This is a genomic window from Rhizorhabdus antheiae (assembly GCF_049889055.1).
Classification (GTDB): Bacteria; Pseudomonadota; Alphaproteobacteria; order Sphingomonadales; family Sphingomonadaceae; genus Rhizorhabdus.
Genome location: NZ_JBLTWO010000003.1, coordinates 25,254 through 38,303 on the forward strand (window position 1 = coordinate 25,254; position 13,050 = coordinate 38,303).

A 13,050-nucleotide genomic window follows, 5' to 3' on the forward strand; every position below is an offset into this window, starting at 1 on the left:
GGACGCGAACCAGGTTCCGCCCGGGTCCCGGAAACGAGCCGGTGGCGGAACAATGCCGGACGGCGGAAGGTTTGGACCCTGTCGTGGATAGAGGGAAAGCGTTGAGGGTTGGTTAACCATGTTTTCGGGGATCGATCCCCACCCGCGCGTGCGACGCTCTGTCGCCAGCGGGGTGACGCCATCGTCCTGAACGACTAAGCCCCGCGCTATGGAGGCTGCGTCGCCGCGCAAGAAGCATGCCCTGATCGTGGCAGGCGCCAGTGCCGTGGCACTGGCGACCGGTGGCGTGTGGCTGTGGTCGGAGCGGACTCCGATCGCCGCTTCCTACATCGATGCCATGTTACGCGAGAAGGGCGTGGCCGCGCGCTATCGCCTTGCGAAGATAGGCGTGCGGACCCACCGGATCGAGAATGTCGTGATCGGCGATCCGCGCTCGCCCGATCTGGTGGCGGACTGGGCGGAGGTCGAACTGGGCTTCGGCTTGCGCGGCGTCCAGGTTCGCGCGGTCGACGCAGGCGGGCTGCGGATCAAGGGGCGGTTCGTCAGCGGAAAGCTGTCGCTGGGTGCCGTCGATCGTCTGTTGCCGGAAGGGCAGGGCGATGCGCCATTCGCCTTGCCCGCGATTTCGCTGACGGCTCGGTCGGTACGGGCCGATATCGCGAGCCCTGCCGGGCTGGTGTCGCTTATGCTCGATGGCGCCGGTCGTCTGGACGACGGTTTCAGGGGGCGGGTCACGCTTTCCGCGCCGCGGTTGGTCGCGAAAGACTGCGTCGCAGAGCAATTGGGCGCGGCGTTGCAAGTGACGACGGCGGACGGAGCTCCCCGCCTTTCAGGCCCGCTTCGCGCCTCCACGATTGATTGCGCCGGTGTCCGGCTGTCCGACGCCATGGTGGAGACCGATCTGCGGGGCAGTTCCGATCTGACGCAGTGGCGGGGGATGTTGAAGCCGACCAAGGGGACGGTCCTTGTCGGTCGAGCGCGGATCGGCACGCTGGGTGGTCAACTCGCCTTCACGGCCGGACGTGCCGGCGTGGCCGGAGACGCGGACCTGCGCGCCGGGGACATCACCATGGCACAGGGTAATGTCGGTGCGTTGGGGGTGCGCGGAAAATACCGCGTCACCTCGCGCGGCGATGCGGATTTTGATGGGCAGGTGAGCGCATCGGACGCGCGTCTTTCGCCGGCTTCGACTACTGCTCTGGCGGGCATGGGCGCAAGTCTGGACCCGCTTCCGCCGGGACCGGTTGTCGATGCGTGGGCACGGGCTCTCGCAAGGGCGGGGGCTGAGGCCGATGTGAAGGCCGATATTCGTGCGAGCCTGGGCGGCGACGAGGCCGAACTGCGCGTTCTTCGCGTCGCCGCCGATAGCCGGAGCGGGGCGAGGCTCCTCCTCCGCCCGACCGGCGCTGCCGGCATCGGATGGAGCCGTTCCGAAGGCGTCTCCGCCAATGGCAGTCTCGAAGTGTCCGGCGGCGGCCTGCCGCATCTGCTGGCCACCGCGCGCCAGACCGTTCCGGGTGGTCCGTTGGAAGGCTCGGCGAGCATCGCACCCTATCAAACCGGTCAGGCTTCGCTGGCCTTCGATCCGATCGCCTTCACGCGGGATCGCCGTGGCATAGTCTTCGTCACGACCGGCGTGCGGATGAGCGGTCCCCTCGCTGACGGTCGGGTCGACGATGCTCGTCTTCCCCTGCGGTTCACGATCGGTGAGCGTGGGGCAATGGTCGTGAACAGCGTCTGCGCGCCGCTCAGTTGGTCCCGCCTCGCCATCGCCGGCACGACGATCGGCCCGAGCCGGTTGCCGCTTTGCCCCGTCGGTGGCGCGCTGTTCCGCCGAGCCAGCGACGGCGCCCTCTCAGGTGGGGCGGTTGTCCAGGCGCCTCGGCTGCGCGGCACGATCGGCGGGCAGCCGCTGTCGATCGAAGGGCGAACGCTGACCGCGTCGGTTGGTAATCCGGGCTTCCGCCTCGATAGCCTTGCCGTAAGGCTGGGCGGCAAAGATGACCCGACCCGGCTCGCTATCGTCCGGCTGGACGGGCGCGTCGACGCCCGGGGAATCGCGGGCAGCTTTGCGACGCTTTCCGGGAAGCTCGCATCGGTGCCCCTGCTCATGTCGGAAGGCGAGGGGCGCTGGCGCCTGGCCGGTAGCCGCCTCTCGGTAGAGGGGGGCCTGCAGGTCGCGGATGCCCAGACCGTGGAGCCCCGTTTCCACCCGCTGCGATCGGACGATGTCCGTCTGGATCTGATCGGCGGCAGGATATCGGCGAAGGCGACGCTGAAGGAGCCCAGGTCGCAGGCGACGGTGACCCGCGTTGCGCTCAACCATGATCTTTCCACCAGCCGTGGCGGGGCGGAATTGTCGGTCGATGCGCTGACCTTCGGCAAGGGGCTCCAACCCGAAGCGATAACGCCGCTCACCTTGGGCATGGTCGCCAATGTCGAGGGCCGCGTCTCGGGCAAGGGCCTGATAGAGTGGCGCGGCGGCGACGTCACCAGCCGTGGCAGCTTCTCGACCGACAAGCTCGATTTCGCGGCCGCCTTCGGTCCGGTTACCGGGCTCAAGGGCACGATCCACTTCGTCGACCTGCTCGGCCTGGTGACCGCGCCCGACCAGAAGGTGATGCTGGCCGAGGTGAATCCGGGCATCGCCGTCAATAACGGTCTGATCCGCTATCGCATCCTCCCCGACCGGCAGTTGTCGATCCAGTCGGGCGACTGGCCCTTTGCGGGCGGAACGCTGACGCTGGAGCCGAGCGTGCTGGACATGGCGCGGCCCGTGGCCCGCAGACTCACGTTCCGGATCGACGGCCTCGACGCGGCGACCTTCGTTCAGCAGCTCGAGTTCAAGAATCTGGCGGTGACCGGCAAGTTCGACGGGGTTCTGCCGATCATCTTCGATTCCTCGGGCGGGCGCATCGAAAATGGCGAACTGCGCGTGCGGCCTGGCGGGGGGACCCTGTCCTATGTCGGCGACGTGACCAACGCCAATCTCGGACGCTATGCGCGCCTTGCCTTCGATGCGCTCAAGTCGATGCGCTATGACCGGCTGATCATCGATCTCAACGGCCAGCTCGACGGCGAGATCGTCAGCCGCGTGCGCTTCGACGGGACCAACGATCGGCCCGAGGAAACGGCTACGCGGAATGGGATCATGGGACGTCTGCTGGCGCCGCTGACGCGACTGCCTTTCCGCTTCAATATCACGATCACCGCGCCGTTCCGGGGGCTGGTCAACTCCGCCCAGACCTTCGTCGATCCCTCGCTATTGCTTCGAAACGGCGCCACGGCCGCGCCCGAACAGACCCCTCCGGCCTCGGACGCTGTGATCGTTCCGGTGCCGGCCTCCATTCAGCCCCCCATTCAGCCAAGGTAAAGCGGGAGCATGTCATGACCTCTGCCAGATTGACGAGCGGGACGCGCGGTGCGAGCGTCCCGGAATGACAAGGATGATGACGATAGCGAATGGCCGTGTCGCGGCGATGGCGATCCTGCCTTGTGGGTTGATGCTCGCGGGCTGCATCCAGGTCGCCGCCCCCGACAAGCCGATCGAGATCAACCTGAACGTGAATGTAAAGCAAGAGGTGGTGGTCCGGCTCCAGAAGGATGCCGAGGACTTCATCGCCAACAATCCGGAGCTGTTTCCGCAATGAGAAAGATATTCGGTACGGCCATTGTCGCAGCTGCCGCCCTGGCGGTGGCCTCGCCGCTGCTTGCGGCGGATCCGGTCGTCGAGCAGGCCCTGTCGGCCGGTGCGGTCGGCGAGCAATGGGACGGCTATCTCGGCTTCGTCTCGGCGCCCTCGTCGGACCTGAAGGCGGCGGTCGACGCGATCAACATCAAGCGGCGGGCCGGCTACACCCAGATCGCCGCGTCGCGCAACGTGACCGTCGACCAGTTCGCCCAGACGACGGCCTGCCAGACGCTTCGCGCGGTCAAGCCGGGGCAGGCCTATAAGCTGAAGGACGGCGCCTGGAAGAAGCGCCAAGGCTCGGAGTCGATCACCCCCGATTATTGCGGCTGACGATGGGGACGCGGTGGGGTTTATCCGCCGCGATCCGGCTATTGGCCGGAACAGGGTCAATAGGGTCATCAAAATGTCTCTGCCTGCGCGCTACCCGCCCAAGGCCGGAACGTGCGGCAATGGAAAGGCGCTGGGAGAAGCGGTCGGGGATTATCTCGCCCGCCCGGTAACTTAATCCCGTCTCGCTCGTTACAGCTGTCGTGCCGTCCAGGTGCGACATCAGGCGGGGATTATCGACCATCGTGGCAAGCCTATCGGACCAGCCGTCTTCCGCCGCCCTGTCGCTCGCCGAGCGCTATCGCCGCGCGCGGCAGCTGAGCGTCGATCTCGTCGCCGGCCTTTCCGATGCCGACGCCACCGCCCAGTCGATGCCCGATGCATCGCCTGCCAAATGGCACCTTGCCCATGTCAGCTGGTTCTTCGAGACCTTCGTTCTGCGTGACTATGTCTCGGGGTATCAGCTGTTCCACGATCGCTGGCCCTTCCTGTTCAACAGCTATTACGAGGCCGAGGGGCCACGCATCGAACGCGCCAAGCGGGGCCTGCTCACGCGCCCGTCATTGCGCGAGGTGATCGCCTATCGTAGCTGGGTCGACGAAGCGCTTATGGGCGCGCTCGATCGGCTGGCACCCGAGCAGATGGCCCTCGTCGAACTCGGCCTTCATCATGAGCAGCAGCATCAGGAACTGTTGCTGACGGACCTGAAGCATCTGCTCCACTGCAACCCGCTCGGCCCATCGGCTTGGCCGCGACCCGCTCCCTGCCCTGAGGGAAGCGTCGACGTCGCTCCGATGCGCTGGATCCGCTACGAGGGTGGGCTGGTGAGCGTGGGTCATGATGGGCCCGGCTTCGCCTTCGACAACGAAGGTCCGCGCCATCAGACTTTCCTGCGGCCTTTCGCGCTGGCCGATCGGACTGTCACCAACGGTGAATGGCTCTCGTTCATCGAAGATCGTGGCTATGCGACGCCCAATCTCTGGCTATCCGACGGCTGGACCTGGGAGAATGCCGAAGAGGTGCAGGGCCCGCTCTATTGGCGACGGGTCGAAGGAGGGTGGGAGCAGTTCACCCTGTCGGGCTGGCAGCCGCTCGACCTGTCGGCGCCCGTAACCCATATCAGCTTTTACGAGGCCGACGCTTTCGCCAGCTGGGCGGGGGCGAGGCTTCCGACCGAACAGGAATGGGAACTCGCGTCGAGCGCGCATGATCCTGCGTCGGGCGTGCAGCTCGATCTGGCTGGAGCGGTCGGCCCCTGTGCCGATCGCAGTGGCGCGCCGGCGATGTTCGGCAATGTGTGGGAATGGACCGGCTCGGCCTATCGGCCCTATCCCGGCTTCCGCACCGCCCCCGGCGCGGTGGGCGAGTATAATGGCAAGTTCATGAGCGGACAGTTCGTCCTCAAGGGCGGCAGCTGCGCCACGCCGCGCGGCCATCTGCGCCATTCCTACCGCAATTTCTTCTACCCGCATCAGCGCTGGCAGTTCACCGGCCTGCGCCTGGCAAAGGATATCTGACATGGGCGTCATCGAAGGGATCAAGCTGCCGATGGGCGAGCGGCGCCAGGTGGATACGGCCTTTCGAAAGGATGTCCTCGACGGGCTGGCGCAGACCCAAAAGGCGATCCCGGCCCGCTGGTTCTACGATCTCGAGGGCTCCGTGCTGTTCGAGCAGATCACGACGCTCGACGAATATTACCCGACGCGCACGGAGATCGGGCTGCTGGAGCGCCATGGCGCTGATGTCGGCGCCGTGGTGGGCGAGGGGCGTGCTGTCGTCGAGTTCGGATCGGGCAGCTCGCTCAAGACGCCGCTGCTTATCCGCGCGATCGCGCCCGCTGCTTATGTGCCGCTCGACATATCGGGCGAGTTCCTGCGGCAGTCGAGCGAGGCGCTTGCCGCCAGGTTCCCGCAGCTGCCGGTGTTGCCGGTGGAGGCCGATTTCACCCGACCGGTCCACCTTCCCGCCGAGGTGCGCGACATGCCGATGCTGGGCTTCTTCCCCGGCTCCACGATCGGCAATATGGTCCCCCGCGTCGCGATCGACCTGTTGCGGTCGATGTGCACGACGCTGGGCAATGCATCCTTCCTGCTGATCGGGTTCGATCGCGTGAAGGACGTCAATCGCCTGCTCGCCGCCTATGACGACGCGCGCGGCATCACTGCGGCGTTCAATCTGAACCTGATCGCGCGCATCAATCGCGAACTGAACGGCGATATGCCGCTATCGGCCTTCCGCCACGTCGCGCGCTGGAACCCGGACTGGAGCCGGATCGAGATGCACCTCGAGGCGGTCGAGGATGTCGTCTTTCATATCGAAGGCGAGCGTTTCCGCATGGCCGCCGGCGAGACCATTCACACCGAGAACAGCCACAAATATACGCCCAATCAGGCGCGGCTGCTGCTGCAGGCCGCCGGCTGGGCTCCGGCCGGGATGTGGACCGATGCGGGAGACGACTTCCTGCTCATGCTCGCCGAAGCCAGCGAGCAGCGCGCTGCCCCCTGATCCCGAGGTTAGTCGGGCCATCGCAGGCCGGGTGCCCGGCCCGCCCTATTTCGCAGCGAGCTTCCAGACGCCCGTCCAGTTTTCTGGTGGCCGTAAGTTCAGCGCATCGATCCGCGCGAGCATCGCCCGGCTGGGGCCGTCGTCGACGGCCGCTTCCGCGAACAGCGGCCGGGCCTCTGCCCAGTTTCCCGCGCGATAGAGCGCCAGGCCTTCTGCATATCGGGCAAGGATAGCAGAAAGCTTCGGATCGATCGCACCAGAGCGACCGGTGAGCTCGTGGATGAGCACGGGCTCCTCGCGCCCGACGACGCGGACCGTGTCGATCTCGCGCGCCTCGATCGCATCGCCCGCCATCGCGCGGGTCATTGCGTCGATCAGGATGCGGGTACCGTAAACCTTGTTCACGCCTTCGAGCCGGGCGCCGAAATTCACCGTGTCGCCCATGGCGGTGAAGCTGCGCGCATGTTCGGACCCGACCGACCCGACCACGACCTCGCCGGTCGCGATGCCGATCCGCATGTCGATCGACGGCAGATCGCGCCGCATGCCGATCAGATCGGGTATCTCACTCCGGAAACGGTCGAGCGCATCGCATTGGTCGAGCGCGGCGAGGCAGGCGAGCCGCGCCTGCTCGGCCGGCTCGGCGAAGGGGGGCACCCAGAAGGCCATGATCGCGTCGCCGATATATTTGTCGATGATCCCCTGCCGGTCGCGGATGCAGGCCGACATCGCGGCGAAATAGGCGTTGATCAGGCGGACCAGCGTGCTCGGCGCCAGCCGCTCGGCCAGCGGGGTGAAGCCGGCGATGTCGGAGAAGAACAAGGTGGCGGTCTGCTTTTCGCCCACCGTCGACCGGTCGGCGCTACCGCTCACGAGCCCCGCGACGACGCGTGGGTCGACATATTGGCCGAAGGTCGCCTTGATCCGTTCCTTCTCGCGCAGTTCCGCCAGCATCGCATTGAACGTCCGCGTCACGTCGCCGATCTCGTCGCTGCTCGTGACAGGCACATCCGCATCCAGCCGCCCTTGCTGGATCGCACGCGCGCCCGCCTGCAACCGGCTGATCGGCCGGGTCAGCCCGCGCGCCACCAGCCAGGCAAGCAACAACCCCACCGCGCCCGCCGCCGCGATCAACAGGAAGTTCGCGGTCATCGCCTGCCGCTGATTATCGCCCACGATGACCGCGCCCGTCGCCACGAACCGCGCAATCTCATGGTTGATCGCACCCGCGTGGCGCCGCACCTCGTTCACTCGCCGCGCCGCTTCGGCCTTCGCCTCCGCGTCTCCCCGGCACAGCGCGGGCACGAGCCCGACGAGCTTGCCATGGTCATAAGCGAGGTCGTCGAGCATGGGCTCGATTCGGGCGAGTTCCAGCTTGTTGCGTTCGAGCACGGCAAGCTTGGCTGCGCGCGCCCGATAGTCGATCGTGCGCCGGATCAGCGCCTCGTTGCGATCGAGCATCGCATGCAGCTGGGCCGCGCATCCGGGGTCAGCGGTGGGTATGGCCGCCATTTCCGACGCGACCCCGCTGTGAACCTCGGCGATGGCGAGCGCCATGGGAAAGAGGCCGCGATCGAGCGTCTGCAGCTGCAGATGAACCTGCTCGGTCAACCGCCCCGACCACGTCGCCGCAGCCGCCATGATGATGAGCAGCACGACGGCGACCCCGAAGATCTTGATACTGATCGATCGCAGCAGAACGGCCATGGCTCCCCCTCTTGAGGCGAGAGAATATGGTATTATTGTTCAGCGGGAAACGGTGCTTGGTGGGGAGGGTTGGCGCTTCCCCTCCACCATGCTCTGCATGGTCCCCCTCCCCGTTCCGGGGAGGAACTTTGCCGCGCACTACACCCAAGTTCCTCCCCGGAACGGGGAGGGGGACCGGCGAAGCCGGTGGAGGGGTAGCGCGATGGTCCGGGCAATATCGGAGATGGTGCCGGCTGCAGGGATCGAACCCGCGACCCCCTGATTACAAATCAGGTGCTCTACCAACTGAGCTAAGCCGGCACAGGCGCTCTCATGCGTCAGGGAATGCCGAAGGTCCAGCCCTCAAGCGCAGCGAGTGCGGGGGAAAGTGCGGGTGGATGCCAAAGTTCTGTCCTTTGGGCCGCCTGCGACAGCCACAGCGCGGTGACGAGCGCGTCGGTGCTGTGGTCGTCGTGCCGGTCCAGCGCGGGGGCATTGTCGACGCCAAGGCCGGCGAGCGCGAGAGCGAGGCGGTCGGAGTCGCGCATCTTGCTGCCGCCCTTCAGTCCGGCCGCGCGGGCTGCGATGGTGGTGTAGATCTCGACGATGACCGGCCCCTGTGCCGGCAACGGGTCGAACGGCCAGACCGGCACGCGGCCATCGAGGCGGTGGAGCAGGCGCATGCCCGTCAGGCTCGACTTGCCTACCTGCGCCGCGCCGACCAGGTTGAAGCAGCTGGTCGCAGGCGCGTGGCGTTGGTCGCGGCAATGGCGCTCGGTCACCCGGAATCGTCCGTTGCCGGGACCGAACAGCGTGCCCTGCCGGCCGCCGTGGCGGCGGAAATGGGGCGCGATCTCGGGGTGGTCGATGAAGCTGCCGGCCTCCAGATGCGGATCGTCGGCGGACAGCCGGTCCACCACTGCCCACAGCGCGCGGGCGTCGGCGGGGCTGTCGCGCCAGCCCGGCAGATAGGCCCCGGCATCGAGGAAAGGCAAAGCAGCGGAGAAGTCGACTCCGATCAGCATGTCGGTCCCGCGCCGGGCATGGTCGAGGAGCCAGTCGAGGATGGCGGTCCGCGACCAGGGCCCCGGCAGCAGCGCGGGAGCCGCCTGAGCGTCGTCCACCGTGGCGACGGCGATGCCGGGCTGTTTCGGTCCCCTGGCGCCCGACCAGTCGATGCAGGCAAAGCTAGCGAAACGGCGAGTCATCGGGCGCTCAAGACTCAGCGGCCGGAGCGCTCGACACGCAGCTTGTCCCAATGGGCGAGGCGCTCGCTGATCCGCGCCTCATAGCCGCGCGGCGTCGGCGCATAGAAACGCTGCGGCGCCATCTCTTCCGGCCAGTAATCGTCGCCCGAAAAGGCATCCTCGGCGTCATGGTCATAGGCATAGCCCTTGCCATAGCCGATATCCTTCATCAGCCGCGTTGGGGCGTTGAGGATATTCTTGGGCGGACTCAGCGACCCCGTCTCCTTGGCCGATCGAAAGGCCGCCTTCTGCGCGGCATAGGCGGCGTTCGATTTGGGCGCGGTCGCAAGATAGAGACAGGCCTGGACGATGGCGAGCTCGCCCTCGGGCGATCCGAGAAAGTCATAGGCATCCTTGGCGGCGAGGCACTGGACCAGCGCCTGCGGGTCGGCGAGGCCGATATCCTCGCTGGCGAAGCGGACCAGGCGGCGCAGGACGTAGAGCGGATCTTCTCCGGCGACGAGCATCCGCGCGAGATAATAAAGCGCGGCCTGCGGGTCCGAACCGCGCAGCGATTTGTGGAGCGCCGAGATCAGATTGTAATGGCCCTCGCGATCCTTGTCGTAGACCGCCATGCGCCGGTGCAACAGCTTCGCCAGTTCGCCTGGCTCAAGCGCATGGTCGATGGCGATCGAAAAGAGCGTCTCGACCTGGTTGAGCAGGAAACGCCCGTCGCCATCGGCCGACGCCACCAGCGCCTCGCGCGCATTCGCCGTCAGCGGCAGGGCTCTGCCGACCAGCTCCTCCGCCCGCGCGATCAGGCGCGTCAACGCGGCCGCATCGAGCCGGTTCAGGATCAGCACCTGGGCGCGGCTCAGCAGCGCGGCGTTGAGCTCGAAGGACGGGTTCTCGGTCGTCGCGCCGACCAGAACGACCGTGCCGTCCTCGACATAGGGGAGGAAACTGTCCTGCTGGGCGCGGTTGAAACGGTGAATCTCGTCCACGAACAACAAGGTCCGCGCGCCGAGCCGCGCATGCTCGCGCGCTTCGGCGAAGATCTTCTTGAGGTCCGCGACGCCCGAGAAGACGGCCGACACGGGCGCGAAGCGCAGTCCGACCGCGTCGGCCAGCAGGCGTGCGATCGTGGTCTTCCCGGTACCCGGCGGCCCCCAAAGCACCAGGGAGGACAGGCGCCCGGCGGCAACCATCCGCCCGATCGCGCCATCTTCGCCGGTCAGATGTTCCTGTCCGATCACCTCGTCGAGTCGGGCAGGGCGCAGGCGCTCGGCCAGCGGAATGCTCTCGGCGGTGGGGACATGCTCGCCCTCGGGCGCAAAAAGGTCGGCCATGGGCGGGGATATAGGGCGCGCAGCAAGCCTCGCACAGCTTTTGCAAAACTCCTCTTGTAAAAACTCTTTCACGATATATCTAGAAACATCGAAAACGAATCAGAGGTATTTTGATAATGCATTTCTTTCACAAAGCCCGCGTTCATGGCGGGCATGGTATCCGGCACGCGATGCGCGGGCGCCGGGGCGGCTTCTTCGGGGGCGGCGCGGACATGTTAGGAGATGGCTTCGGCGGCGGTTTCGGCGGCCATGGTGGTGGCCGGGGGCGACGTCGGGTGTTCGACGGCGCGGAGCTTCGGCTCGTCCTTCTGGCGCTGATCGGTGAGCAGCCGCGCCACGGCTATGACCTCATCAAGGCGATCGAGGAGCGGACCGGGGGCGGCTATGCGCCCAGCCCGGGCGTGATCTACCCGACCCTCACCATGCTCGAGGATATGGGCCAGATCGCCGAGCAGGCAGCCGAGGGCGCCAAGCGGCTCTTCGCGATCACCGAAGCAGGCAAGATCGAGATCGGCGAGCAGGCCGAACTGATCGAGGCGTTGTTCGCCCGGCTCGATGGCCTCAACGAGGACGCTTCGGGTGGCGAAGGCCGGGCTCCGGTCAAGCGTGCGATGGTCAATCTCGCCATGGTGCTGCGCGAGCGGATGGGCCGTCGCGATCGCGACGATCTGGGCCATGACATCGCGGCAATCCTCGACGAGGCTGCCCGCAAGATCGAGCGCCTCTGATGGTCGCCGCGATCGCCTCGGTGCCGACGACCTCGGCCAGCCGCTATCTCCAGCAGCTTTGCAAGCATTGGGCGCATAATCTGGAAGTCAGTTTCGACGCGCAGCATGGCTCGGTCGTCTTCCCGCGCAACGCGCGCGGGGCCGACTGGCCGGGCGACGGCCGGGTGACCTTCGATGCCGAGCCGGAGGCTCTCCGGGTGCGCATCGACGCCAGCAGCGTCGGACAGCTCGAGGGCCTGCAGGGTGCCGTTGCGCGCCACCTCGACCGCTTCGCCTTTCGCGAGGCACCGCTCAGCTTCGACTGGCAGCCGGCCTGAACGCTCGGCGGCCGGCAGAGTTCAGGGAACGGGGCTCTGCCGGGTCATCCGCACGCCCGCCTGATGCTGGCGGATGATGCGGATATAGGCGTCGACCAGTTCCTGGTTGACCTGGTCCCAGCCATAGCGCGCGCTCGACTGCAGTCCGGCGAGCCCGATCTTCTGTCGAAGTTCGCCATCCTCGCAGAATGAGCGCAGCGCGTCGGCGAAAGCCTGGGTCCGGCCGGGCTGGATCAGCCGTCCGGTGACGCCGTCGTCGATCAGGCTCTCGCTGCCGGTCGCGCGCGCGGCGACTACCGGAAGGCCCGCCGCCATCGCCTCGAGCGTGACATTGCCGAAGGTCTCGGTGACCGACGGATTGAACAGCATGTCCATCGAGGCGACCGCGCGGCCGAGATCCTCGCCCGCCTGGAAGCCCGCGAACACTGCCTTGGGCAGCCGCTTCTCGAACCATTCGCGTGCAGGCCCCTGGCCGACGACCAGCACCTTGTGGCGAATCTGCTTGCGCTCGAGCTGGTCGATCGTGTCGGCGAAGACGTCGAGGCCTTTTTCCATCACCAGCCGTCCGACGAAGCCGATGACCACATCGTCATGGTCGATGCCGAGCGATTGGCGCCATTCCAGGCTGCGGCGATCGGGGCGGAAGATCGTTCGGTCGATGCCGCGCGACCAGATGCCGACATCATAGCTCATCCGCTGTTCGCGGAGCAGCTGCGCCATCGACTCAGACGGCGCGAAGATCGCGTCGCATCGGCGGTAGAAGCGGCGCAGCAGCGCCTCGACCACGGGTTCGAGGAAGGCGAGGCCATAATAGCGGAAATAGGTCTCGAACCGCGTATGGACCGAGGCGACGACCGGAAGATTGCGGTGGAGAGCGAGGCTCACCGCGCGGTGCCCCAATATTTCCGGGCTCGCGACATGGATGATGTTCGGCGCGAAGCGGCTGATGTCGCGCTTGATCGCGGGCGGGATCATCAGCGGGAAGCGATATTCGCCGCGGCCGGGAACGGGCAGCGACGGGATGCTGACGAGATCGCCGGTCGGCGGAAAGGCCGGCTCGTCGATCGTCGGCGAATAAACGCGCACGGCGGCGCCCTGGCTCAGCAGATAGCCGACGAGCCGGTTCAGCGCCTGGTTCGCGCCATCGCGCACATAGTTATAGTTGCCCGTAAACAGGGCCACACGCAGCTGCGAAGCATCCATCGCGCCGCCTTAGGAGGCAAATCCGATCATCGCAACCGGAACGGCCTCATCACGGGC

At 66.6% G+C, this 13,050-nt stretch carries 11 protein-coding genes and 1 tRNA gene; 7 read left to right on the top strand and 5 right to left on the bottom strand.

The window, feature by feature from the left end:
* Positions 1 to 208 precede the first annotated feature (208 nt).
* The 5 genes from ACNI3R_RS07715 to egtD all read left to right on the top strand — a co-directional run bounded on the left by ACNI3R_RS07715 (position 209) and on the right by egtD (position 6,523).
* Positions 209 to 3,373, top strand: coding sequence for a YdbH domain-containing protein (locus tag ACNI3R_RS07715; protein ID WP_426181578.1), 3,165 nt, complete (start codon positions 209 to 211; stop codon positions 3,371 to 3,373).
* A gap of 76 nt (positions 3,374 to 3,449) precedes the next feature.
* Positions 3,450 to 3,650, top strand: coding sequence for a YnbE family lipoprotein (locus tag ACNI3R_RS07720; protein WP_426182308.1), 201 nt, complete (start codon positions 3,450 to 3,452; stop codon positions 3,648 to 3,650).
* Positions 3,647 to 4,021: a YdbL family probable chaperone protein gene (locus ACNI3R_RS07725; RefSeq protein ID WP_426181580.1), complete on the top strand. Its 375-nt coding sequence runs from the start codon at positions 3,647 to 3,649 to the stop codon at positions 4,019 to 4,021. The genes ACNI3R_RS07720 and ACNI3R_RS07725 overlap by 4 nt, the downstream gene beginning before the upstream one ends.
* Positions 4,022 to 4,263: 242 nt before the next feature.
* On the top strand, positions 4,264 to 5,535 hold the full coding sequence (gene egtB, locus ACNI3R_RS07730; protein WP_426181583.1) for an ergothioneine biosynthesis protein EgtB: 1,272 nt from the start codon (positions 4,264 to 4,266) through the stop codon (positions 5,533 to 5,535).
* 1 nt (position 5,536) lies between these two features.
* Positions 5,537 to 6,523, top strand: coding sequence for an L-histidine N(alpha)-methyltransferase (egtD, locus tag ACNI3R_RS07735; protein ID WP_426181586.1), 987 nt, complete (start codon positions 5,537 to 5,539; stop codon positions 6,521 to 6,523).
* A gap of 45 nt (positions 6,524 to 6,568) precedes the next feature.
* Here egtD and ACNI3R_RS07740 read toward each other — a convergent pair whose 3' ends face one another.
* From ACNI3R_RS07740 to ACNI3R_RS07755, 4 genes are all read right to left on the bottom strand, one after another.
* Positions 6,569 to 8,230, bottom strand: a complete 1,662-nt coding sequence (locus ACNI3R_RS07740; protein ID WP_426181589.1) for an adenylate/guanylate cyclase domain-containing protein — start codon at positions 8,228 to 8,230, stop codon at positions 6,569 to 6,571.
* Positions 8,231 to 8,454: 224 nt separating this feature from the next.
* Positions 8,455 to 8,530, bottom strand: a tRNA-Thr gene (locus ACNI3R_RS07745).
* A gap of 17 nt (positions 8,531 to 8,547) precedes the next feature.
* A complete protein-coding gene (locus ACNI3R_RS07750) occupies positions 8,548 to 9,417 on the bottom strand; it encodes a hypothetical protein (protein WP_426181592.1) in 870 nt (289 codons plus the stop codon).
* A gap of 14 nt (positions 9,418 to 9,431) precedes the next feature.
* Positions 9,432 to 10,745: a replication-associated recombination protein A gene (locus ACNI3R_RS07755; RefSeq protein WP_426181594.1), complete on the bottom strand. Its 1,314-nt coding sequence runs from the start codon at positions 10,743 to 10,745 to the stop codon at positions 9,432 to 9,434.
* Positions 10,746 to 10,861: 116 nt separating this feature from the next.
* Between ACNI3R_RS07755 and ACNI3R_RS07760 the strand changes: the two genes are divergently transcribed.
* Both ACNI3R_RS07760 and ACNI3R_RS07765 read left to right on the top strand, forming a co-directional pair.
* On the top strand, positions 10,862 to 11,473 hold the full coding sequence (locus ACNI3R_RS07760) for a PadR family transcriptional regulator (RefSeq protein ID WP_426181597.1): 612 nt from the start codon (positions 10,862 to 10,864) through the stop codon (positions 11,471 to 11,473).
* On the top strand, positions 11,473 to 11,790 hold the full coding sequence (locus ACNI3R_RS07765) for a DUF2218 domain-containing protein (RefSeq protein WP_426181599.1): 318 nt from the start codon (positions 11,473 to 11,475) through the stop codon (positions 11,788 to 11,790). The genes ACNI3R_RS07760 and ACNI3R_RS07765 overlap by 1 nt, the downstream gene beginning before the upstream one ends.
* Positions 11,791 to 11,811: 21 nt before the next feature.
* On the opposite strand, the gene ACNI3R_RS07770 is transcribed toward ACNI3R_RS07765, so the two are convergent.
* Positions 11,812 to 12,993 carry a glycosyltransferase family 4 protein gene (locus ACNI3R_RS07770; protein ID WP_426181602.1) on the bottom strand — a complete coding sequence of 394 codons (1,182 nt, stop codon included), beginning with the start codon at positions 12,991 to 12,993 and terminating at the stop codon, positions 11,812 to 11,814.
* Positions 12,994 to 13,050 lie beyond the last annotated feature (57 nt).